This is a genomic window from Hymenobacter cyanobacteriorum, from assembly GCF_022631375.1.
In the GTDB taxonomy this organism is placed as follows: domain Bacteria; phylum Bacteroidota; class Bacteroidia; order Cytophagales; family Hymenobacteraceae; genus Hymenobacter; species Hymenobacter cyanobacteriorum.
Window position 1 is genome coordinate 123,647 of record NZ_JALBGC010000005.1, and the last position, 23,740, is coordinate 147,386.

At 61.8% G+C, this 23,740-nt stretch carries 15 protein-coding genes; 10 read left to right on the forward strand and 5 right to left on the reverse strand.

The annotated features are described in order from the left end of the window. Positions 1-2,917 precede the first annotated feature (2,917 nt). From nuoK to MON38_RS18385, 4 genes are all read left to right on the forward strand, one after another. On the forward strand, positions 2,918-3,265 hold the full coding sequence (gene nuoK / locus MON38_RS18365) for an NADH-quinone oxidoreductase subunit NuoK (RefSeq protein ID WP_241937621.1): 348 nt from the start codon (positions 2,918-2,920) through the stop codon (positions 3,263-3,265). A gap of 98 nt (positions 3,266-3,363) precedes the next feature. After that, on the forward strand, positions 3,364-5,358 hold the full coding sequence (gene nuoL, locus MON38_RS18370; protein ID WP_241937622.1) for an NADH-quinone oxidoreductase subunit L: 1,995 nt from the start codon (positions 3,364-3,366) through the stop codon (positions 5,356-5,358). Positions 5,359-5,587: 229 nt separating this feature from the next. Next, entirely contained in the window at positions 5,588-7,171 is a 1,584-nt protein-coding gene (locus tag MON38_RS22755; protein WP_277881564.1) for an OmpA family protein, read from the forward strand. 136 nt (positions 7,172-7,307) lie between these two features. After that, complete coding sequence (locus MON38_RS18385; RefSeq protein ID WP_241937623.1) at positions 7,308-8,519, forward strand: hypothetical protein; 1,212 nt, start codon at positions 7,308-7,310, stop codon at positions 8,517-8,519. An 85-nt stretch (positions 8,520-8,604) separates the two neighbouring features. Here MON38_RS18385 and MON38_RS18390 read toward each other — a convergent pair whose 3' ends face one another. From MON38_RS18390 to MON38_RS18400, 3 genes are all read right to left on the reverse strand, one after another. Continuing rightward, on the reverse strand, positions 8,605-11,247 hold the full coding sequence (locus tag MON38_RS18390; RefSeq protein ID WP_241937624.1) for a TonB-dependent receptor: 2,643 nt from the start codon (positions 11,245-11,247) through the stop codon (positions 8,605-8,607). A gap of 45 nt (positions 11,248-11,292) precedes the next feature. Continuing rightward, the gene (locus tag MON38_RS18395; RefSeq protein ID WP_241937625.1) at positions 11,293-11,829 is read right to left on the reverse strand and encodes a molybdopterin-dependent oxidoreductase; all 537 of its coding nucleotides are present in this window, start codon (positions 11,827-11,829) and stop codon (positions 11,293-11,295) included. A 68-nt stretch (positions 11,830-11,897) separates the two neighbouring features. Further along, a complete protein-coding gene (locus tag MON38_RS18400; protein WP_241937626.1) occupies positions 11,898-12,257 on the reverse strand; it encodes a winged helix-turn-helix domain-containing protein in 360 nt (119 codons plus the stop codon). Between the two features lie 270 nt (positions 12,258-12,527). Between MON38_RS18400 and MON38_RS18405 the strand changes: the two genes are divergently transcribed. The 5 genes from MON38_RS18405 (at position 12,528) to MON38_RS18425 (ending at position 19,542) form a co-directional block, all read left to right on the forward strand. Continuing rightward, positions 12,528-13,607: an NAD(P)-dependent alcohol dehydrogenase gene (locus MON38_RS18405; protein ID WP_277881565.1), complete on the forward strand. Its 1,080-nt coding sequence runs from the start codon at positions 12,528-12,530 to the stop codon at positions 13,605-13,607. A 147-nt stretch (positions 13,608-13,754) separates the two neighbouring features. Further along, a complete protein-coding gene (locus MON38_RS18410; protein WP_241937627.1) occupies positions 13,755-16,220 on the forward strand; it encodes a S9 family peptidase in 2,466 nt (821 codons plus the stop codon). A 159-nt stretch (positions 16,221-16,379) separates the two neighbouring features. Beyond that, positions 16,380-17,675, forward strand: a complete 1,296-nt coding sequence (locus MON38_RS18415) for an outer membrane beta-barrel protein (RefSeq protein ID WP_241937628.1) — start codon at positions 16,380-16,382, stop codon at positions 17,673-17,675. A gap of 18 nt (positions 17,676-17,693) precedes the next feature. Continuing rightward, positions 17,694-18,098, forward strand: coding sequence for an NUDIX hydrolase (locus MON38_RS18420; RefSeq protein ID WP_241937629.1), 405 nt, complete (start codon positions 17,694-17,696; stop codon positions 18,096-18,098). Between the two features lie 100 nt (positions 18,099-18,198). Then, positions 18,199-19,542: a PQQ-dependent sugar dehydrogenase gene (locus MON38_RS18425; protein WP_241937630.1), complete on the forward strand. Its 1,344-nt coding sequence runs from the start codon at positions 18,199-18,201 to the stop codon at positions 19,540-19,542. A gap of 31 nt (positions 19,543-19,573) precedes the next feature. On the opposite strand, the gene MON38_RS18430 is transcribed toward MON38_RS18425, so the two are convergent. Beyond that, positions 19,574-21,562: a T9SS type B sorting domain-containing protein gene (locus MON38_RS18430; protein WP_241937631.1), complete on the reverse strand. Its 1,989-nt coding sequence runs from the start codon at positions 21,560-21,562 to the stop codon at positions 19,574-19,576. Between the two features lie 253 nt (positions 21,563-21,815). On the opposite strand from MON38_RS18430, the gene MON38_RS18435 reads away from it, so the two are divergent. Further along, positions 21,816-22,763, forward strand: a complete 948-nt coding sequence (locus MON38_RS18435; protein ID WP_241937632.1) for an NmrA family NAD(P)-binding protein — start codon at positions 21,816-21,818, stop codon at positions 22,761-22,763. Positions 22,764-22,854: 91 nt separating this feature from the next. Here the strand turns inward: MON38_RS18435 and MON38_RS18440 are convergent, their stop codons facing one another. After that, positions 22,855-23,502 (reverse strand): T9SS type A sorting domain-containing protein, encoded by a 648-nt coding sequence (locus MON38_RS18440; RefSeq protein ID WP_241937633.1) that lies wholly within the window; start codon positions 23,500-23,502, stop codon positions 22,855-22,857. Positions 23,503-23,740: the final 238 nt, after the last annotated feature.

Consider the following 23,740-nt stretch of genomic DNA (forward strand, 5'->3'; position numbering starts at 1 on the left):
CGGGCTCACGCTAACCTGGCCAAATTTATCGAGTGGCGCACCGGTTACCAAGGTCAGCGAAATGGTGGCCGGGGCATAAATGGCACTGGCGCCCGAGCCCGTACCAACGGGGAACACGAAGGTATCGCCTTTGCCGTACGTTTTTTGCAAACCCAGGTCGCTCTGGTTACCGGCGGTCTGGATGAAATACGTTTTGCCAAAATTTAGGCCGGGGCCCACAATCAGGGCTGCGCCAGGGCCGGAGCTAACAACGTTCGTGAGCGAGAGGCGATTGGAGCCGATGGCCAGAATATTCTCATTCACCATGGTAAGGCTGCTGGCAATGCTGAGGTTGCAAGCGAAGGTTACCCCCACTGCGCCAGCGGCGGCCGTGTTGCTCAGCCGCAGGTTACCGAACACGCCGGTACCGTCGCCGCTTACCGTTTGGCCGCTGCCGCCGTTCAGGGTGATGTTGCCACTGCCGCCGCCGCTGGTGTGCGCCGCCGAGTTCACCATGTTGCCGGCTACATAAATGATTTTACCGCCGTCATTCAGCACGCCGTCCAGCAGCGAGAGCGTAGCGCCAGAGGGCACAGTATAAGTAGCCACGCTACCGCCAAGCTGGAGCGTGCCGTTGGATTTGTTCAGCGTCCAGTTGCTGAAGTTACTGCTGCCAGCCGTGGTACCGATGGTGCCGTTGTTGACTAGCTGCTGGTCCTTCGAACCGCTGAAAATGGTGTTGTTGGTGCCCGTGAGATAGGTACAGCCCGAGCCAATCGTGAAAGTGCCCTGAATGGTCAGATTGAGGCTATTGGCATCGAAGCAGGTGGCCACCGTCGGGTCAAGGGTAAAATCGTTCTGTACAGTCAGCGGCTGCGCGGCGATAGTCGCATTTGCTGCAAAGTTAGCATCAAACGGCATCGTTTGGTTGATAACCTTGCTCGTGCCGGCCCCTGCTTTCTTAACAAGCAGATTCCAGAGTGGCGCCGTGGTGAGCAAACGCGCCGGGTCAGCCGTGGCCGGTAAGGTAATCTCAACGGTGCCGCCGGTTACAATAGCATTATTGGGATTCACACCAATGTGGAACATGCCATCGGCTTTCGTGTTGCCAGGCACATTCTGCACGTGAATGATACCCCCCGTCATGCGGAAGCCCTGCGTCAGATAAGGCACACTAAAGCGGGCAAACTTGTCGTCGACAGTAGTAGCGGTAGCCCCCGTGCAGTAGAAATCACCACCGGTAATAATGAACGAGCCGCGGTGATTGGCGGAGGTACGCGATGGCCGGAACTTGTTTACAGTAGTAGTGCCACCCTCCACCAATACCTGGCCATCTTCGCGCACTACCATACCGCCATCGTAGTTGCTGATGAAGCTACCGGCACTAATGCGGTACACGCCATAAACAGAAATGAAGTGAGCGTTGGTGTTGATGACCGTGGCACCTGCAATCCAGAGAGTAGGGGTGTTATGCACGCCGCCGCCAACGTCTGCGCCAAGCGCGAAGCCTGCCGCAGTAGCCTGGTCGTTGGTGATTTGGGCTAAGTAAACGTTGCTGCCTAATTTGGTGATGCCATTGTATAGCTGCAGGAAGTCGCCGTCACCCAAGTGATTGAGCCGCAGGTTACCCTGGGCATTCTGCGGATTTACCGTAGAAGTAACGTTCAGCGTTACCTGGCTGTCTGTGCCTTTGTTGACGCGCAGAATATCCAGGTCGGTTGGGCCGTTGCAGGCAAAATTGGCATTGTTCGTACCCGTAAAGTTCAGCAGCGCCACTTGCGTGTCGTCGGTTGTGCCGTTATGCAGGTTCACGGTGCCAGCGTTAAGGAAGCTGCCGCTCACGTTAATCGTGTGCGCGCCAGTTACTGCCGTTACGCCAAGCGTAGTGCCGGCGCCAATGGTAATGTCGCCCAGCACATTCAGCGTGCGGCTGGTGCTGGCCGTGCCGCCGATGGTGAGCGTCAGGGCCGCATTGGTGCGGGTCGTCGTCAGGCTGCCGGCCAGCGTCAGCGTGTTGTTGAGCTGTACCGTGAAAGCGGTAGCCGAAGTGTTCAACAAGCGCAGGTTGTTGTAGCCAGCGGCCGGGTTCGGAAGCACCGTCGTGCCCGCCGGCCAGTTGTAGAATTCGACCGTACCGGTCCCTGCCGACGCAAAATTGTTGATTGTTACCGTTGGGAAGTACGGCGCGCCGATGCGCAGCGTGCCCTGGCCCGATAAGCTATTCAGGGTAGGGAAGGTTGCCGTCGCCGACTGCAGGTCGAGCACCCCCCCGCGCTGAATGGTCAGGTCGAGACCGGCTGTACTGACAGGAGCGCTGACGAACACCACGAAGCTGTTGGTCACCACCACCGCATCGCCATTCATTGGCACGCGGGAGTTAATCCTCGTCGAGCCCGTCGGGTCGGTTGTCCAAATGTTTGGGTCAGTCCAGTTGCCACTGGTGCCACCGCCATTGAACGTATACAAGGTGCCGCCCATTGCCAGCGTACTCCAGAAGATGGCCAATAGTCCAAGTAGGAATGCTTTCATGTAAAAGAAGGTTAATGGAAAATAGAATTAAAAGCGAAGTTTTGAAGCTGCGAAAATGTTGTTATAGTTCTACGAAATACGAAGTTTGCGAATTTAGTTCGTTATAAAAACATATTCCGGGGCTAGGCTTATTAAAGTCCGGATTATCTTTATTCAGGTTAGTGTTATCATCGATTAGTTCAATAAAAGAACGTTTTTAATCTTGCTATAATATTGGATTAAGCAATGAATTTATTAATTCTGTTGCTGGTGTTTCCTTTCCGGAAACCACGAGGAGCCATTGGCCAACCGAGCGCATTTGGAATGGGATGGGGGAAAGTGCGGCCCGACAGCTTTCGCAGCTAGGGGTTTTCGGGTACCTTTGCCGGCCGGCCGGCTGCACCATGCCCATTGGCCGACCTTTCCTGCTATGGACCCTTCTGTTGTTGCCCCTACTATTCCCGACGTTATTCGGACTGTTCCGCTTCAGTACTATGTCTTTTTCGCCTCGGCTCTGTTTGCTATTGGCGTTACGGGTGTGCTGGTGCGGCGCAATGCCATCATCATCTTCATGTGTGTCGAGCTGATGCTCAACGCCGTGAATATTTTATTGACGGCTTTTTCGGCCTACCGGGCTGACCCCAACGGACAGATTTTCGTGTTCTTCATCATGGCCGTCGCCGCCGCCGAAGTCTCGGTGGGCCTGGGTATTATCGTCATGATTTACCGCAACTTCCAGACCACTGACGTTAACCTGCTCAGCCGGTTGAAGTGGTAGTATAGCAGGGACTTAGGGGCTTGGGAACTTAGGGACTTGGTTTTAATCAAAGTTGCCTGCTCCAAGACCCCAAGTCCCCAAGACCCCAAGTCCTTAACATGCAAGAAACTGTTCTCCCCGTGGCCAACGCACCGTATTCGACGCTGCTCTACGTCCTGATTCCGTTGCTGCCCTTCCTGGGCTTTTTGCTGAACGGGTTACTGAACCGCAAGCTCTCCGGCACCGTGGCCGGCCTTATTGGCAGCGCGGCCGTGCTGGGCTCGTTCCTGATTTCGGTGGCGCTGTTCTGGGAATTTCAGCACCCGGCGGCCAACTGGGCCATTCCCGGTACCGGCACGCACGTGGCCTACACCGTGCAGCTGTTCGACTGGATTTCGGTGGGCTCGCTCCAGATTCCGTTTCAGTACCAGATTGACCAGCTCAGCTTGGTGATGCTGCTGCTCGTGACGGGCGTGGGCTTCCTTATCCACGTGTACAGCATCGGCTACATGCACCACGACGAAAACGTGGGCAAGTTTTTCAGCTTCCTGAACCTGTTCATTTTCAGTATGCTGCTGTTGGTGATGGGCAGCAATTTCGTCATTCTGTTCATCGGCTGGGAAGGCGTGGGTTTGTGCTCCTATTTGCTCATCGGCTTCTGGAACAAGAACACCAGCTACAACAACGCCGCCAAAAAGGCCTTCATCATCAACCGCATCGGCGACTTGGGCTTTTTGCTCGGCATCTTCCTGATTTACCTCACTTTCAATTCGGTGCAGTACGCCGAAGTGTTCCAGAAAGCCTCATTGGGGCAGTTTGGGATGTTTGGCGCGGGCATCTGCACCTACATCACGCTGCTGCTGTTTGTGGGCGCCATGGGCAAATCGGCCCAGCTGCCGCTCTACACCTGGCTGCCGGATGCTATGGCTGGCCCCACGCCGGTTTCAGCCCTCATCCACGCCGCTACGATGGTGACGGCGGGCATCTACATGGTACTGCGCGCCAACGTGCTGTTCACCCTTTCGCCTGACACGCTGGAAGTTGTCGCTATCGTAGGCGCGGCCACGGCGTTGTTCGCGGCCACTATCGGCCTGGCCCAGAACGACATCAAAAAAGTGTTGGCTTACTCCACCGTGTCGCAGCTGGGCTATATGTTTCTGGCGCTGGGCGTGATGGGGTACTCCACGTCGCTGTTCCACGTACTTACTCACGCCTTCTTCAAAGCGCTGATGTTCCTTGGCGCCGGCTCGGTTATTCACGCTATGAGCAACGAGCAGGACCTGCGCCGCATGGGCGGCCTGCGCAAGGCGCTGCCCATCACGTTCCTGACCTTCCTCATTGGCTGCCTGGCCATTTCAGGCATTCCGCCGTTCTCAGGCTTCTTCTCCAAAGATGAGATTCTGGCGCACGCCTACGAGCACAACAAAGTGCTGTGGGCCATGGGCTTGCTCACGGCTTTCCTCACGGCGTTCTACATGTTCCGCCTCCTGTTCCTGGCTTTCTTTGGCGAGTTCCGCGGTACCGAGGAGCAGAAGCATCACCTGCACGAGTCGCCGGCTTCGATGACGTTTCCGCTCATTGTGCTGGCCGTGCTGGCGGCCGTGGGTGGCTTCATGGGCGCCCCCATGTTCACGGGCGGGCACCACTACCTGGCCGAGTACCTGGCCCCAATTTTCACTTACTCGCAGCGCCTGATGCCGGCCGCCTTCTCGGCCGAAGTCGACCACAACACCGAGCTGATGCTCATGGGCCTGTCGGTGGCGGCGGGTGTGCTGGGCATCATCTTGGCCTACGTGATGTACGTGGCCCGCGCCCAGCGCCCGGCCGAGGACGAAGCCCAGCGTTCGGCCCCCGAAAGCCTGGTGTATCACAAGTACTACGTCGATGAGCTGTACAACACGCTCTTCACGCGGCCGGTGATGTGGCTCTCATCGGGCCTCTACAAGTTTGTTGAGAATGGTGTTATCAACCCCGTAACCGGTCTTTTTGGCCGGGCCGTGAATGGTGGCGGCACCTTGCTGCGCTACGTGCAAACCGGAGCCGTGGAAACCTACCTGATTCTGATGGTAGTGGGCATTGTGCTCATCCTAGGGCTCAACTTCAGCCGATTTTAACTCCGCATTTTGCTACAGATAAAAAAAGCCACTCGCCTGCGCGAGTGGCTTTTTTTATGGCGCTCAGTAAAAGGGATGGAGTAAAAGTTTCGGCTAAGCCGAACCGTGGAAGCACAACTTTTTTGGCTGGGAAGGGTATAGGAACGCATTCGGCCGGGCCAGCAGGCTTGTGCCGCATGGTGCACCCGCCGCTTAAGTGCGGCTCACTTTACTCCCTCTTTTTATGGATTTGAAACCAAAACTCCTTCGCGGTCTGGCGCTGGGAACCGTCGTGCTCGGCATGGCTGCTCCGCATGCCAAGGCGCAAACAGCTGACCGCAAAACTGCGCTTAGCGCCAACATCGGCTTGCTGCAATACCGTGGCAACATGGGCACCGACTTCTGGAACCGCTCTGGAGTCGACATTGAGGTCGGTGGCGGCGGCGCAATCACCCGCTACCTCTCGCCCTCGTTCGATTTGGGCCTGCTGGGTTACTACGAAACCTATAAGTTCAGCAGCCAGGTGCGGAATGGCGACAACTTCGAGTCGCGCACCGGGATGGTTGACCTGGGCCTGAAGCTCAAGCTGAACAACGGCAAGATTATGAAGGAGGACGGCTTCCTGCAGCCCTACCTGATGGGCGGCGGCGGCATGTTCCTGGCTAACAGCCAGGGCGTAGCCAACGGAGCTAACTACTTCAACCAGATTCGCCGTCCCGAGGTGTTTGGCCTGGCTGGCCTGCGTTTCCGCCTCAGCGAAGCCGTGGCCCTGGACCTCACCATTAGCCAACACTATCCCTTCACTGAGCGTGTAGACAACCTCTACGGCCCGGTTAACCCGGCCGATAAGCTGTATGACCGTTTCCTGCTGAGCCAGGCCGGCATTACGGTGGCCCTGGGCAAAATGAAGGACGAGGATAAGGACGGTGTGTCGGACAAAAAGGATAAGTGCCCCGGCACCCCGGCCGGCGTAGCGGTTGACCCCAATGGCTGCCCGCTCGATAAAGACGGCGACGGCGTGCCCGACTACCAGGATAAATGCCCCGACGTGAAAGGCGTGGCCGCCCTGCAAGGCTGCCCCGACCGCGACGGTGACGGCGTAACCGATGCCGACGACGCCTGCCCCGATACTCCCGGCAAGGCCGAGCTGAAAGGCTGCCCCGACGCCGACAACGACGGCGTGATTGACCAGAACGACAAGTGCCCCGGCACCCCCGCCGGTGTGCAGGTAGATGCCAACGGCTGCCCGCTTGACCGCGACGGCGACGGCGTGCCCGACTACCAGGACCGCTGCCCCAACCGCCCCGGCCCGGCCAGCAACAAAGGCTGCCCCGAGGTGAAAGCCGAAACCAAGAAGCGCCTGCAGGAAGCCACGAAGTACATCAACTTCGAGTTCGACAAAGCAGTGTTGCTGCCCAGCTCGTACCCCACGTTGAAGGACCTCGCCAAAATAATGGAAGAGTATCCCGACTACACGCTGAGTATTGCTGGCCACACCGATAGCAAAGGTGCTGATGACTATAACCTGCGCCTTTCGGATGACCGCGCTGCTTCGGCCCGCGCCTACATGCTGAGCCAGGCAGTGCCCGCCGACCGCATAGTGTCGCACGGCTTCGGCGAAACCAAGCCGATTGCCGACAACGCCACCAAAGCCGGCCAGGCGCTGAACCGTCGCGTTGAGTTCGACCTCTACCTCACCGGCGACCCCAACGCTGCCGAAGTGAAGTATGGCCCGGCTCCGACCATCGCCCCGGCTCCGCCCAAAGCTGCGCCGGTGAAGAAGGCCCCGGCTAAAAAGGCTCCGGCCCGCAAAGCTCCGGCCAAGCGCAAATAGATTCGGCGCAAGCTGATGACTGAAGACGGCCCACTCGCTGAGAGTGGGCCGTTTTTTTATGGCTAATACTGAAGAAATTGGCCGCCGCCATCCTGTGCTCAGGCAACCGGAATGGCGGTTTTGCCTTCTTGCGCACATGCTGAAAAAACTGCTCTTCATCGTTGCCGTGGCTGGCCTGTTGCAACCAGCCCGCGCCCAGGACACTACCCTGACACGTCTGCTGCGCACCAACGCTTATCCGCTCACTGCCGTCGGCACGCAGCTGACGGGCACGGGCTGGGAAAAAATACGGGCCAGCATCGGCCAGAGCCAGTTTGTGCTGGTGGGCGAAGACCACGGCATGGCCCAGATTCCGCAGTTCACGCAGGCCGTGGCGCGCGAGCTGCAGCCAGCGGCTTTCATCACCGAAATCGACCGATACCAGGCTGCCAATCTCACGCGCCTCACCGCTGCGCCGGGCCTGCCCACGGCTTACCTGAAGGCTACTCCCGGTTCGCTGTCGTTCTTCAGCTGGGGCGAGGAGTACGAGCTGGCGCAGCAGCTGCGGGCGCAGAAAACCCAGCTCATCGGCATTGAGCAGGTGGGGATTTTTACGTTGGGGCGTTTTTATGACGAGCTGGCGGGCCGGGTGAAAAGCAAGAGCACCCGGGCCTGGCTGCAACGCGAAGGTGCGGCCTACCAACAGCACGACAACTCGCAGTTTCGGAGCGGCGGCCAGGCCTACAGCATCCTGAGCCAGCAGCCTTCAGCGCTCGATAGCCTGGAGCTGTTAACAAAAAACGAAAGCCCCGAAGCGCGTCGCATGGTGCAGGAGTACCTGCTCAGCTACCGCATCTACAAAAACCAGGTGAAAGGTTTTGGCAGCCACCAGGCCCGCATCAACCTGATGAAGCGCAACCTGCTGGCCCGGCTGCGGCCGCTGGCGCCGCAGCCAGGCCAGCCGCTGCCCAAGCTATTGTTCAAGTTCGGGGCCAGCCACATGGCGCGCGCCCTCAGCCCCTGGGCCGGCATTACCGACGTGGGCAACCTGGCCCAGAACCTGGCCGACGCGCAGGATGCCCGCTCGCTGCACCTGCTGGTGATGGGCAAGCAGGGCACGCAGGTAGGCGGTTTCAACCCCGACGAGCCCGGCAAAAACGTAGTGCCCTTCGACCTCTCGAAAGACGCCTACATGAAGCCCTTCGCTGACCTCAGCCCAGGCCCGGCCTGGCAGGTATTCGACCTACGCCCGGCCCGCCGTGCCCTGCTCAACGGCAAGCTGGTGGTGGCCGACCCAACGTTGACAGGTTTTCTGCTGGGCTACGATTATTTCGTGCTCATCCCAACAGCCACCGCCAGCCGCAGCTAGCGGGGTAATTCGTTTTGCCAACCGTAAGCAGAACGTCATGCCGAGCGCAGCCGAGGCATGATGTTCTATTTGGCGCGCTGTCAGCCTACTTTACCGCATACGTCACCGCCAAGTAGTACAGCCCGCCTACGCTCGGCCCGCCGAGGTAGCTCACGTAGTATTTGTTCAGCACGTTGCTGGCGCCGAGCTTGAAGCGCAGGTTGGGCGCGGGTACGGCGTAGCTCAGTTGCGCATCGAGGGTATGGTAGGCAGGCACGTTGCCATTCACCAGGAAGGTTTGGGAATAGTAGCCCTGCTGCCAGCGGTAGTTGAGACCGAAGCCCACATTTTTATAAGCGTTTTCGTTGCCCAGGCTCAGGTTGTAGGCCCAGCGGGGGGTGTTGAAACCGTCTTCGAGGCCGTCGCCGTTTTCGGTGCGGTCGAGGCGGGTGTAGGTAGTGTTAGCGCCGATAAGGTAGCCGCGGGCCAGCTCGTAGCGCAAGCCGGCCGAGCCGCCGTAGTTGTACACCTGGCTTTGCGAGTTGGTCCAGAGGCGGTAGCGGGCCTGGGTAGGGTTGGGGCTGGTGAGCGTGGTGTTGTTGAGGGCCGTAGCTACTGCATTCAGGCTGGCATCGGGCGGTAAGGGTGCGCCGCCGCCGCTTTGCACCGGCACGTAGGCCTCCACCTGGGCAATGAAGTCGCGGTAGGAGTTATAGTAGAAATCGAGGTCGACCAGCAGGCGCCCGCCGGGGCCGAAGGTGGCCTTATAACCCGCTTCGAGCGAGCGGATGTATTCGGGCCGCAGATAGGTGTAGGGGTTTTTCACCAGCAGGTTCTGGTTGGCCGCGATGGCCTGGGCGCGCGTCTGGCTGGGCGTACCGTTGATGCCGGCCGTGACGGCCGCGTTGAAGCGGTCGATGCTGCTGCGCAGGTAGCTGTTCTCAAACACGCCATCACTCATCACGCGCAGCCCGCCGATGCGTTTCACCTGCCCGCTGTTCACATTCGAAAAGCCCTCGAACAGGCTCGGGAAACGGTAGCCGCTCTGGTAGCTGAGGCGAAAGTTCTGGCGCGGCGTGGGCGAGAGCACGGCCGTGAAGCGCGGGTTAAATTTCAGGTCGAAGTAGTCGTTTTTGTCAGCCCGCAGCGTGGCCGTGAGGCGCAGTTTCTCGCCGAAAAACCGGCCGCCGGCCTGCACGAAGCCGCCGGTTTTTGAGTAGCTGAGGTTGTCGTTGAGCGGGTCTTTGCCGGGGTTGGGGTTGATGAAGTAGTTGCCATCGGGCACCACGATGTAGGTGCGCGAGTCGGCCCCGGCCAGCAGGTCGAGGTTGGTGGGCAGGGCGGTGCCGCCGCGGCGCAGGGCTTCGGCCAGGTTCACCTGGGCCTCGGCGTGGGCCAGGCGGGCGCGCACGCGCAGGGCCGCGCCCACGTCCCAGTTGTTAATGTCCTGCAGCTGGCCCAGGCGCTGGCGGAAGGCGTCGGTGCCCGGTTGCAGGCGGCCGGCATCGGCGGCGGCGCGGGCAGTGGCCAGGGCCTGGGGCACCGGCTGCCCGCCGGCCGTGGCCGCGTTCCAGGCGCTGCTGAACTCGCTGTACCACTGCGCGTCGGGCTTGTAGCTGCGGTCGATATTTTCGCCCATCGAACGCAGGTTGTAGCTCTGGCCGGTGTTTTCCTGGGTGAGGTAGGCGCGGGCCTGCACCACGGGCGTGGTCAGGGTCAGGGCGTGCTGCTGCAACAGGTAGTTCTGCAGCTGAAAGCGGTTCGAGCGCTGGTACACGTTGTCGAAGCTGGCCACGCGGTAGGTGTAGGCCAGCTCGGTGCCGGGCCGGAAACGGTAGTGCAGCGCCACGTCGCCCTTCAGCGTGCGCAGGTTGTAGTCCACCAAATCCTTCTCGTCGTAGCCGGTGCGGGCCACCGAGTAGCTTTTGCCGCCCAGCGTGATGTTGCGGCGGTCCGACGACTCGTTGCCGTAGCTGTTCACCGGGTCGCGGGCCGGATTGTTGGCCCCGAACAGGCCGGTGGTGGCGTTGCCGTTGGGGTTGATGTCGGTCTGGTCGTTGGCCACCCAGTCGTAGCCACGCAGGTAGCTGCCATTCACCTTGAAGGCGAATTTCGGGCTCAGCGCCTTGGCGTAGCGCAGCGTGGTTTCGGAGAACAGCTTCGCCCCGCTGTACGGGTCAGAAACATGGTTCACGCCGGTTTTCTGCTGCACGCTCAAGCCTTCCGAATCGAACGGGTTGCGGGTACGGAAATTGGCCAGGCCGTTGATGGCATTCAGGCCGTAGAGCGCGGCGGCCGTGCCGGGCACAATTTCCACCGAGTTGATATCCAAATCCGTCGGCCCCAGCACGTTGCCAATCGGCCCGCCGATGTGCGGGGCCTGGTTGTCCACGCCGTCCACGAGCTGGGCGAAGCGCACGTTGGTGGTGTTGGTGAAGCCCCGGGCGTTAATCACCTTGAAGGCCAGGCTGGGCGTAATCACCTGCACGCCCTTCAGGTGCTCGATGGCATCGAAAAACGACGGCGCGGGCGACAGCCGAATGGCGCGCGCATTGAGCTTCTCTACCGTCACCGGCGACTGCAAAAAGCTCTCCTCCACCCGCGAAGCCGACACCACGACCTCCTCCAAATCAACTTTCTTACGGGTGGTATCGGCCGGCGCGGACGTTTGGGCCTGGGCGGCAAAAGCGGGAACGAGCCCGGCGGGCAGCAGCGCGAACCGCGCGCCCTTCAGTAGGCGTGGTAGCATCAGGAATCAGGAACTGTTGGATGAGATTGAAAGCGCCTGCCGCGCTCAGGGCTGCGCAGCCACCAGGCGTAGGGCCTGCACCTGGCGCACGCAGCGGCCCATTTTCTTTTCGTCGGGCACGATGATTTGGTAGGGGCCGGCGGTGGCGGGCAGCGGCTGGCCGTCGCAGCGGTCGGCCAGCAGCACGGTGCGGGTGGCAAAAGCCGGGTCGAGCTCGGCGAGGGCAAAAACGGCCTGGTAGCCATCGGCAGCGCTGGCCTGCACGTAGTGGGCCATGCCTTTGCGGGGCAAATCAGCCCCCAGCTTAGCCCCGGCCGCCGTGAGCACGGCGTAGAGCGCCACGCCGGAGTAGGTGCGCTTCTTGCCGTCGTGGTCGGGGCGCATTACCTGCAGGCGCGGCAGTTTCGCTAGCTGCGCTGGGCTTAGCTGCGCCGGTTGGGCGAGGCCCGCGCCGCTCACCTGCACGCCGGCGCTGGCGGGCGTTTGGGCGCGGCTGGCGGGGTTCAGGCCCGGCAACAGGAGTAGCAGGGCCAGGAAAAAGAGGGGAAATCGGGGAGCAGCAGCGGTAAGCTTTCGGGTCATAGCAAGGAAAGTGGGCGGCGAAGCAAGGCGTTGTATTTGCAAATGTATAACGCTTTGCTGCCTGCCAACTACGCTTGCAGCCGGTTTGTTTCGAGGGCCATGAATTCCTGGAAGCGTGTCTGCAACTCGTTAAACGCGACAATGGCAGCCTGGCCGGCTTCAGTCACAACCGCTCCGCCGCCCTTGGTGCCGCCGGTTTGGGTGCTCACCAGCGGGGTGGCGGCCTGCGCATTCATGGAGCTCACCAAATCCCAGGCGCGCTTGTACGACATGCCCATGGCCTGCGCGGCCTTCGAGATGGAACCCAGCTCGGCAATGCGTTCCAGCAACTCGAGCCGGCCGATGCCGAGGAAACGGCCTTCGTCGGTTTCGAGCCAGAGGCGGCCGTTGAGGCGGTAGTTTTTGGTGGGGGCGAGCAGGGTTTTCATGGGGCAAAGATGGGGCTGAAGCAGAAGCGTCGGGGCGCAGCGGCTGCTTCGCTGTGGAACGTTAAAGAAAAAGAATAGCAATACTAAAATGTGCCTTTGCTACGGATGAGGCTGGTTTTTGCCCGAATTTTTTGGTCGCAAATCCCCAACCGCCGCTCGCCAAAGCCGTTGAAAAGCGGCAGTTACGCCAGCGGCTAAGCTTCATTATCTGACGTAGGCCTGCGCTTTCTCTTCCTCCTTACCTCATCCCAACACTTCCCCAAACACCTCATGGAAACTTTCAAAACCAAAGCGTACGGTGCCAGCAATTCTATCTTCAACGGCCTGTCGGAAATGGAAATCGAGCGCCAGGCCCCCAAGGCCGACGAAGTGCACATCGACATCCTCTACTGCGGCGTGTGCCATTCGGACCTGCACCAAGTGAAAAACGACTGGCACAACACGATTTATCCCTGCGTGCCGGGCCACGAAATCATTGGCCGCGTGGTGGAAGCGGGCAGCAGCGTGACCAAGTTCCGGGTGGGCGACCTTGTGGGCGTGGGCTGCATGATTGACTCGTGTGGCGTGTGCCCTTCGTGCCAGGAAAAAGAGGAAAATTACTGCGAAGGCCCCGTGAGCTGGACGGCAACCTACAACGGCTACATGAAGCCGCAGAACAAGGATTTCAACACCTTCGGCGGCTATTCCACCAACATTACCGTCAAGGAATCCTTCGTGCTCAGCATTCCCTCGGCCCTGGACATCAGCGCCGCCGCCCCGATTCTGTGCGCTGGCGTGACGACGTACGCGCCGATGAAACACTGGAAAGTGGGCCCCGGCCAGAGCGTAGCCGTGGTGGGCATTGGCGGGCTGGGCCACATGGCCGTGCAGCTGGCCCGGGCGCTGGGCGCCACCGTCACGGCCGTAACCCGCGACAAGGAGAAGCAGGCCGCCGCCGAGCAGCTGGGCGCGCACGAGGTGCTGATTTCGAGCGACGCGGCCGCCATGAAGGCGCACGAGCTGAAGTTCGACTTCATCCTCATCACCATCCCCGATGCCTTCGACGTGAACGACTACGTGACGCTGGCCAAGCGCGACGGCGTGATTACGACGGTGGGCTTGCTCGGGCCTTATAAGGCATCGCTCAACAACATGGAAGTGGCCATGCACCGCCGCTCGGTGGCCGGCTCCATCATCGGCAGCATCGCCGAAACGCAGGAGGTGCTGGATTTCTGCGCCGAGCACCACATTGCCCCGCAGGTGGAAGTGATTCCGATGCAGGACATCAACAACGCTTTCGACAGGATGATGGATGAGGAAGTACGCTTCCGCTACGTCATCGACATGGCTTCGCTGAAAGAAGAGGCGTAAGCGCTTAACCTGAGCCGTAGCAACTGCTGCCGAAAAGCCGGGCTTCGTTCACTGCGGTGAAAGAGGCCCGGCTTCTTGTTGGCGTTACTACCTTGCGGGAGCGGCTGCCCGCCGCCTCTGCTTGTGTCAGCCTTTTTCGTTTCGTGCATGAAAAAACTTCTGCTTTCCGCCACCTTTCTGCTGAGCACCGCCGCCATGGTTCAGGCCCAGGATTTCAAGTACCAGACCCCGCCCCAGGCCATTCAGGACCTGCTGCTGGCCCCGCCCACGCCGCGCGTCAGCCTGGCTTCGGATGGCCGCACCATGGCCCTGCTGGCCGTGCAGGATTTCCCCACCGTGGCCGAGTTGTCGCAGCCGGAGCTGCGCCTAGCCGGCCTGCGCTTCAATCCGCGCACCAATGGCCCCAGCCGCGTGAGCTACGCCGTGGGCATCAAGCTGAAAAAGCTGCCCAACGGTCCCGAAACTGACGTGAAGGGCCTGCCGGCCGCCGCCCGCATCAGCGGCGTAAGCTGGTCGCCCGATAATAAAACCATGGCCTTCGCCGTCACCACGCCCGGCTCGGGCACCGATGGCCGCGTGGAGCTGTGGGTGGCCGACGTGGCCACCGCTACTGCCCGCCGCCTGCTGGCCCAGCCGCTGAACGACGCCTTCGGCAGCTCGTTCGAGTGGGTGTCGGATAGCCAGACGCTGCTGGCCCGGGTGGTACCCGCCGGCCGCGGCACCGCCCCCGCCGCCGATACCGCGCCCACCGGCCCCACCTTGCAGGAAAGCGGCGGTGGCAAGAAGTCGGGTGCCCGCACCTACCAGGACTTGCTGAAAAACCCCGCCGACGAGCGGCAGTTCGACTACTACGCCACTTCGCAGCTGATGAAGGTGAAGTTGGCCGACGGCAGCGCCCAGCCCCTGGGCCAGCCCGGCATCATCCAATCGGCTTCGCCCTCGCCCGACGGCAAGTACGTGCTGCTGCGCACCCGCCACCGGCCGTATTCTTACCTGCTGCCCATCAGCAGCTTCCCGCAGCGCATCGACGTGCTCGATTTGGCTACCGGCGCGCCCGTGAAAACCGTGGCCGACCTGCCGTTGGCCGACAACGTGCCCACCAACTTCGACGCCGTGCCTACCGGCCCGCGCGGCCACGCCTGGCGCGCCGACGTGCCCGCCACGCTCTATTATGTAGAAGCGCAGGACGGCGGCGACCCCAAAACCAAAGCCGACATTCGGGATAAAGTATTCACGCAGGCCGCGCCCTTTACCGGCGCGCCGCAGGAGCTGGCGGCGCTGCCCATGCGCTTCGGCGGCCTGACGTGGGGCAACGACAAGCTGGCGCTGGCCGAAGGCTACCGCTGGGCCGACCGCCACCAAACCACCTGGCAGCTGAACCCCAGCGCCCCCGCCCAGCCGCTGAGCGTGCTGTTTGATGGCTCGTCGCAGGACACCTACAAGAACCCCGGCACGCCCTACGAGCACCGCAACGCCCAGGGCAAATACGTGCTGCTCACCGGCGGCCCCACCGGCCAGAGCATCTACCTGCTGGGCCAGGGCGCTTCGCCCGAAGGCGACCGCCCGTTCGTGGACGAAACCGACCTGAGCACCAAGAAAACCACCCGCTGGTGGCGCTCCGAGGCCCCGGCCTACGAAATTCCGGTGGCCATTATCGATGCCAGCGGCAAGCACCGCGAGCTGCTCACCCGCCGCGAGTCGCTGACCGAGAACCCCAACTACTACCTGCGCGATGCCAGCAAAAAGGCCAAGCCGGTGGCCATTACGCACTTCGCTAACCCCTACGCGGCCTTCGGCGGCAGCTTCAAAAAGCAGGTGCTGCACTACAAGCGCGCCGATGGCGTGGATTTGAGCGCCGACCTTTACCTGCCCGTAAACTATAAGAAAGCCGACGGTCCGCTGCCCACTTTGATGGAGGCTTATCCCGTCGAGTTCAAAGACAAGAACAACGCCGGGCAGGTGAGCGGCTCGCCCTACACCTTCACCCGCCTGAGCTGGGCCTCGCCCGTGTATTGGGTGACGCAGGGCTACGCCGTGCTGGCCAACGCCAGCATTCCGATTGTGGGCGAGGGCAGCAAGGAGCCCAACGACACCTACACCGAGCAGCTGGTGAGCAGCGCCAAAGCCGCCATCGACGAAGGGGCGCGCCTGGGCGTGGTCGACCCTGCCCGCGTGGGCGTGATGGGCCACAGCTACGGTGCGTTCATGACGGCCAACCTGTTGTCGCACTCCAACCTGTTCAAGGCCGGCATTGCGCGCAGTGGAGCCTACAACCGCACGCTCACGCCCTTCGGCTTCCAGGGCGAGGAGCGCACGTTCTGGCAGGCCCCGGAGGTGTACAACACCATGTCGCCCTTCAACTACGCCGATAAGATGAAGACGCCGCTGCTGCTCATCCACGGCGAGGCCGACAACAACTCCGGCACCTTCCCCATCCAGACCGAGCGATATTTCGCGGCCCTCAAAGGGCAGGGCGCTACTGCCCGCTACGTGGTGCTGCCCGCCGAGGCCCACAGCTACGCCGCCCGCGAAAACCTGCTCCACATGCTGTGGGAGATGGATTCGTGGCTGAACAAGTACGTGAAGAGCCCCGCGCCGACGCAGGCCAATTAGCCTGAATAATTGACTTTGTCATCCTGAGCGCAGCGAAGGACCTTATCACGCCTGAACGATTCGTGGCAATCTCGTCTGCGCAAGCGTGATAAGGTCCTTCGCTGCGCTCAGGATGACAGCCCCGGCTACCCGATTATCCTTTCCGCGCATTTCACTATCATGTTGAAAATCCTTGCCTCCGGTGCCCTGGTGGGTGCCTTGCTGGCCGTTTCTACCCAAGAAGCCAGGGCTCAGGTTGAAGAACACCACGCCGCCGGCTACGTGGTGAATGCCCGTGGCGACACTCTGCGCGGCTGGCTCGACGTGCCCCGTTTTGCTACCGAACACGGCATTCACTTCTCGGCTACCGAAGGAGGCCCGGCTCAGAAGCTAACGACCCAGCAGGTGCGCGCCTTTGGCCTGCAAGATGGCCGGCAGTTGGTACGGCGTGCCATTCCCAACGGCGCTGGCGCCAATGGGCAGGCCCCCGATTCGGCTACAGTTTTCGTGCAGCAGGTGGTGATGGGAGCGGCCAGCCTCTACCGTTACGATTTCGGCCCCGCCAACCCCGGCCTGCGCCTTGTGGAGCCGGGCGAAACCGTCTTGTTTTTCGTGAGCACCAGCGGCCGCACGCTGGTGCCCTTGCGCCGGGCCAGCTACCCGGCCGTGCTGGGGGCGCTGCTGAAGGACTGTCCGGCCGTGGCCAACGAAGCCCGCACCGTGCGCTTCGCCGAGGCCGCCCTGGCCGACCTGTGCCTGCGCTACAACACGCAGTGCCACGCCGGTACACCCAGCCGCGACCAGCGCGCCCGGCCCGACCCTGCCAACCCCAGCCGCCTGCGGCTGAGCCTGCGGGCCGGGGCGCAGCGCAGCCTGGTCTACCTCAGCGAGTCCGAGGAATTCGAGCGCAGCCACACCGTAGCGGGTACCAGCCCGCTGCTGAGCGCTGAGCTGCGCTGGGGCCGCCTGCGCAGCGCGTGGTCGCTGGCGCTGGGGCTGCAGTATGCCACCCAGAAAAGCACCACCACCCACACCGCCGCTGCTTACGCTGGCACCACCAATGCCGGTGAAATTCTTGACATTGGCTCATCCCTGCGGCTGCATTCGCTGCAGCTGCCCTACGTGGTGTACTACGCCTTCGGGCGCGGGCCCGTGCAGCCCTATCTGGGCGTAGGGGCTTCGCTGGGCGTGAACTGGGGCGCTGAATTTGCGTCCCGCGCGTTGGCTTTCACACCCGTTGCGCCCTACTCATTCCGGCAGGATGTTGCCACGACGACCACCAAATCTGAGGGCCTGCAGCTGAGCTACGGCGGCCTGGCCCGGGCCGGAGTGCGGCTGCCGCGGGTAGCTGGCGTGGGCCCGCTGCTGGAGCTGCACTACGCCTACGGCCAGCACCACCAGCAGCGGCCGGTTCTGGGGGCCGGCAACCCCACTTCCCAAACCTGGGGATTGTCGCTGGGGCTGGAATTTCACTAGCCTGCCATTCGCTGAACAATGCCGGAACCCATCGACAAAATAGCCTGGCTGCACCTGCACAATGGCCAAATTCTGAGCACCCGCAGCCATGGCAAAGACCGGTACTACCTGCCCGGCGGCAAGCGCGAAACCGGCGAAACCGACCAGCAAACCCTGCTGCGCGAAATCGCGGAAGAGCTGACTGTGGCCCTCGACCCGGCCAGCCTGGAATATGCCGGTACCTTCGAAGCGCCCGCCCATGGCCACCCGGCCGGCGTGCTCGTGCGCATGACGTGCTACTACGCCCGCTACACCGGCACGCTGCAGCCGGCCGCCGAAATTGCCGAAATAGTGTGGCTGAGCTACCGCCACCGGGCGCAGGTTTCGGCCGTCGACCAGCTGATTTTTGACTGGCTGCAAGGGCAGGGCATGCTAGCCGAATAGGGCAGGGGAGAGGCTGAGCCGCAACCAATTCGCGGAACGGCAGTAAAAACGGATGCCGCCCGGCTACCTGGCTTGCTGGCTGGCCCAACCAACTCTTCCCATGACATCGACGAACAAACCCGCCCTGCTGCTGGCCGGCCTGGGCCTGCTGGCCGCCTGCAGCGGCCCCAGCAAACAGGAAAAACAGGAAGCCGCCGCCAACACGCCCGCCCAGACCGTGGAAACGCCCGCCGCCGACTCGGTGCACCTGCCCGCGCCCTACGCCACCAAGTCCACCACCAACCGCGTCAACATTCAGCCCTGGCCGGCCGGCAAAACGCCGGTTGCGCCCGCTGGTTTCACCGTAACGGAGTACGCCGGCAACTTCGAAAGCCCGCGCTGGATGTACGTGCTGCCCAACGGCGACGTGCTGGTGGCCGAAGCCAATACCATCCCGATGAGCACGGCCAAAAAGGTTGTAGCTGAGCTCAAGCTCGATAAGTCCCGCTCGCTGCGCGACCGCAGCGCCAACCGCATCACGCTGCTGCGCGACACCAACAAGGACGGCAAGCCCGACCTGCGCACCACCTTCCTCACCCAGGGCCTCAGCCAGCCGTTTGGCATGCTGGTGATTGGCAACTACTTCTACGTGGCCAATACCGATGGCGTGCTGCGCTACCCCTACCAGCCCGGTGCCACCAAAATCACGGGCGACGGCCAGCGCATCCTCGGCCTGCCCAAGGGCGGCTATAACAACCATTGGACCCGCAACCTGCTGGCCAATGCCGATGGCTCCAAAATCTACGTCACCGTGGGTTCGGGCTCAAACGTGCAGGAGCACGGGGCCGAAAACGAAGTGCGCCGCGCCAACATTCTCGAAATAAACCCCGACGGCACCGGCGAGAAAGTATACGCCAGCGGCCTGCGCAACCCCATCGGCCTGCAGTGGCAGCCTGGCACCGGCAAGCTCTGGACCGTGGTGAACGAGCGCGACGAGCTGGGCGACGAGCTGGTGCCCGACTACTTCACCAGCGTGCGCGAAGGCGGTTTCTACGGCTGGCCCTACTCGTACTTCGGCCCGAACGAGGAGCCCCGCCGCAAAAACGAGCGGCCCGACCTCGTCAAGAAAACCCTGGTGCCCGATGTACCGCTTGGGGCCCACGTGGCCGCGCTGGGCCTCGCGTTCTATGACAAAACGGCTTTCCCGGCCAAGTACCACAACGGCGCCTTCATCGGCGAGCACGGTTCCTGGAACCGCACGCAGTTCTCGGGCTATAAAGTGGTATTTGTGCCCTTCGCCAACGGCAAGCCTGGCAAGCCGGAAGATTTTCTAACTGGCTTTCTGGCCGGCGGCGACTCGAAGGACGCTTACGGCCGCCCCGTGGGCGTGGCCACCCTGCCCGATGGCTCGCTGCTGGTGGCCGACGACGCAGCCGACCGCCTCTGGCGCGTGAGTGCCCGCTAGTCGCCGGGCAGCTTTGGGTTAAGCCAGCGGCTCAGCGCACCACCTCCACCCAGCCTTTGTAGGTGGTGCCATCGGCCAGGCGGCAGAGGTAATAGTACATGCCCGGAGCCGCGTCCAAGCCGAATTCGTTGTGGTAGTCAGCCGACTCGTACACCCGGCCACCCCAGCGGTTGAACACCGTGAGGGCCGTGCGCGGGTGGCGGGCCAGGTTCTCAATTTTGAACACGTCGTTGAACCCGTCGCTGTTGGGCGTGATGATGTTGTAGAAATACAGGCAGGAATTGTCGGGGCTGATGCTGAGGGCGCTAACCCGGCACATTACCGCTAGGCTGTTCTCAACTCGCAACGTTGCGGTGGCCCCCGGGGTAATATCCACTACCACCGCCTGGGTGCCCTGCCCGCTGATGATGGTCCCGTTGGTAATGGTCCACTGGTACGCGCCCGGTGGGCCCGCCACCGAGTAGCTGAGGCCGGTGTTGGCCGTTCGGCAAAAAGTGCGCGGCCCCACAATAACCGGCCCCGCCGCCACCGTCACGGCTTGCGTGGCGGGGGCGGTAAGGCAGCCGCTGGCCGATACGCCGCGCGCCGAAACCGACTTCAGCCCGCTTTCCTGCCAGCGCACGCGTACGCTCGGGCCGGTGGCTGCCCCCACCAGTTCGCCGCCGGTCACGTTCCATTGGTAGCGGCTCAGGGCGGGGCTCACCACCCGGTAGTTGGCTTCGGTTTGGTTGCACAGCAGCGAATCGCCGCGAATAGTGGTAGGCGGCTGCGCATTGCTGGTCACGGTGATGCGTAATACTTCGACTATCGTTTTGCGATTGCAGACGTCGTCGCTGGCGCTGAGCACCACATCGTAGGGAGTGGCGCGGGCAACGCCGCACCCGGCCACGAGGCGGAACGTGCCGGATGCCGTACCAATGCCCGTCACATTGACCACGCCTATCGACCGGTCGCCGTTGTTCACGCCCGGGTTGCCATTAAATGTTGCCTCAATTGCCCCGGGGCCATCAAGCAGCGCACTGCCTACCGTTAGGGTCAGGGCCTGGCGGTCGGGGTCGGTTGCGGTAATGTCGAAGGCCAGCGTTTGCCCTTCGCTTATCACAAAGTCTTTGTGCGCCAGCGTGGCCGCCGAAAACTGCGGTGCCTGGTTGGCCGTGAGCGTGCAGGCCCGAACCGTTACCTGAATATCGCGCCGAACTTTGCCCAGCAGGATTTCCCGGCCGTTCACGGTGCGGTATTCGGCCACATCAATTGCCAGCAGAAAGAGGCCCTGGCGCTGGCTCACGTAGCGCGCCAGGCCAGTAAGCGGGTTCAGTTCGATGTAGCCCGTGCTGCCAAAAGGTTGCGTTTCGCTGAAGCCCGGTGCGTAGCTGATGGGCGCGCCCGCGCCGGAATTCGGCACGGCAAAGCTGTAGCTGAGGCGGTCGCCATCGGCATCGACGGCGTTGTTCAATATCGCGCTGGTATCGCCCAGGCAAATCAGGTCAACCGCATCGGCCGAAAACGTGGGCGACGAATTGGGCAGCGTGGGCGGTGTGATGTCAACCCCCAGCAGCATAGGCTGGTTTCCGGGATTGTTGATGTTGGTGATGCCGGTAGTGCGCGCACTGGCATCGTAAGTGGCCTGGTAGCCTTCGCGCACGGCCGGCAGGTTCACGGTAATTGTGTAGATGCGCAATTCCACTTCCGGCACCTGCACTCCACCGCAGCTCAGCACAGGCGGCGGAGTCACGCCCGTCGCGCTGTTGTAAGCCACGGTTTGGTCGGCCAGCACCGGAAAGCCGCTCGCCGCATCTTTCGAACTAACCGTAATATGTCCGGTAGCGCCCAGCGGGGTTTGCGCGCGCAGGTAAACGCGCGCCATGATTTCGTAGCGATAAGGCGTACTCTGGGGGCCGTTGGCATCCAGGTACCGGTAGCTTAGCTCGCCGCCTACCAGGTGCGAGGCAGTGGCCGGCAAGCTGCTAGCCAGCAGCCAGCAAAGCAAGAGCAACAGGCTGCGGAGTACGGAAACTGGCATCGGACAAAGGGGGAAGAAGGGAAGGGGCTGTGCTACGTATTTCGAAGATAGGCAATGGCGGCCTGGCATACGTCCTCACGCACAACTCGTGGGGCCGAAGAAAAAGGTTGGCCGAGGCCGACAGGAAAGCCCCGTGCCTGCTTGCGGCACTGGCGGTTGCGAAACAACCTTTCCCGGGTGCCGGCGGTATTAGCCGGGCTGTCATTCACGGCCAGGCCTCAGCCTGCTCACTTATGTATTCCCGTAACCTGCTATGCCGGCTTCCTCTTCTTTTGCATCGGCTCAGGCCCGCCCGGTTGCTCCCATCGTTGTGGCCGGCGCTACCGGCGACCTTGGTTTTCGCATTGCGCAGGCCCTGTTGCAGCGCGGGGCCACCGTGCGTGCGCTCGTGCGCCCCGGCAACCACAAGCCCGCAGCAACGGCTTTGCAGGACCTGGGGGCCGAAATGGTCGAAGTCGATTTCAACAGCGTCACGGCCCTCACCAAAGCCTGCGCGGGCGCAGCCTGCGTCGTTTCCGCGCTTTCGGGCCTGCGCGAGGTGATTGTGGACACCCAGAAACGCCTGCTCGATGCCGCCGTGGCCGCCAGCGTGCCCCGGTTCATTCCCTCCGATTTCTGCATCGACTATACCCACCTGCCCGCTGGCAGCAACCGCAACCTCGACCTGCGCCGCGAGTTCAACCAACGCCTCGACCAAGCCCCTATTCAAGCCACGTCCATCCTCAATGGCATGTTCACCGACCTGCTCACCGGGCAGGCCCCGGTGGTATTGTTCGGGCTGAAGCGCGTGCTCTACTACGGCAGCACCGACCAGCCGCTCGACTTCACGACCATCGCCAACACGGCCGAGTTCACGGCCGCCGCCGCCCTCGACCCCACCACGCCCCGTTACCTGCGCGTAGCCGGCGAAGTAGCCACCGTGCGCGGCCTGCAAAAAGCCGCTACCGAAGCCACCGGCCAGGCCTTCGGGCTACTGCGGGTAGGAGGGCTGTGGGTGCTGGGTACACTCATCAACGTGACCAAAGCCCTGATGCCCAGTAGCGATGACGTGTTTCCGCCCTGGCAGGGCATGCAGTACCTGCACAACATGTTCACGGGCTTGCCCAAGCTGAATCCGCTCGACAATAGCCGATACCCCGAAATCCGGTGGACGCCGGTGCGCGAGGTGCTGGCCGCCCGCCGCTCAGAACCTGCGGCCTGACGATTCGGAGCAAAAAAAAGGGCTGCCAAGTGGCAGCCCTTTTTCTCAATAATACACTGCGTAGCCGCTACAGGCTATGCCAGCAGATGCGTTATTCTACCACTAGGCGGGTCGTCTGCGTCAGGTCAGCCGTTTTCAGCTGCACCAGGTAGATGCCGGGGGCCACGCCAGCCAGCGAAAGCTGCTGCTCGCGGGCGCCTGCTGCCTGAAATACAGGAGCGAGTGCCTGCACACGCTGGCCCAGCAGGTTCTGCACTTCAATAACCGCATTGCTGGCAGCCGGCAGTTCGTAGGCTACCCGCAGCGAGCCGCTGGCGGGGTTGGGGGCCAGGGCCATTTTCAGGATGGCATCGTTGCTCGACTTAGCAGCGGCGGCTACCGTAAACGAATAAACGCCGGTCTGGTCGTTGAACTTGATGAGGTAACGACCGGCCGTTACCGGAATGTTGGGGCCGTTCTGGGTGCTGCCAGTTCCGGTAGGGAAGGTATTGGCACCCCAGCTCACCGTCCAGTCATTATTAGCCCGGAACTTGGCTTCGCCCGCGGTCAGGGTCATGGTATAGGCCCAGTCGTGGCCGCCTGCCACCGTGCGCGTCATGCCGGTTTCCGTGGTCCAGGCGCCTGGAGTAGCGGTACCAATGATGCCAATGGAGGTGTAATTGGTGGTTTGTGCCATCGACATGGTAGCCGAGAGCAGGAATGCCAGCAGAGCGCTGAGCTTAAGCGTAGAAATTTTCATCTTGGGTAAGGTTGAAAAATGAGTGATGGGAATTATGATTCGAAAATACTGCTTGCCGAATGATTTTCAAATGAAAAAGCCCTTTCAGCTAGTTGTTTTTCAATTAAATTCGGAATTTTCCGCGTGCAATCCATTGCTCATTTGCTGTGCAATCAATTGCACGCAGGCAATCGGTTTATGTGAGTGACGAAGAATAGTTAGTGCGAAACCCAGACCTCCGGCTGCACCTTCTGCCTTA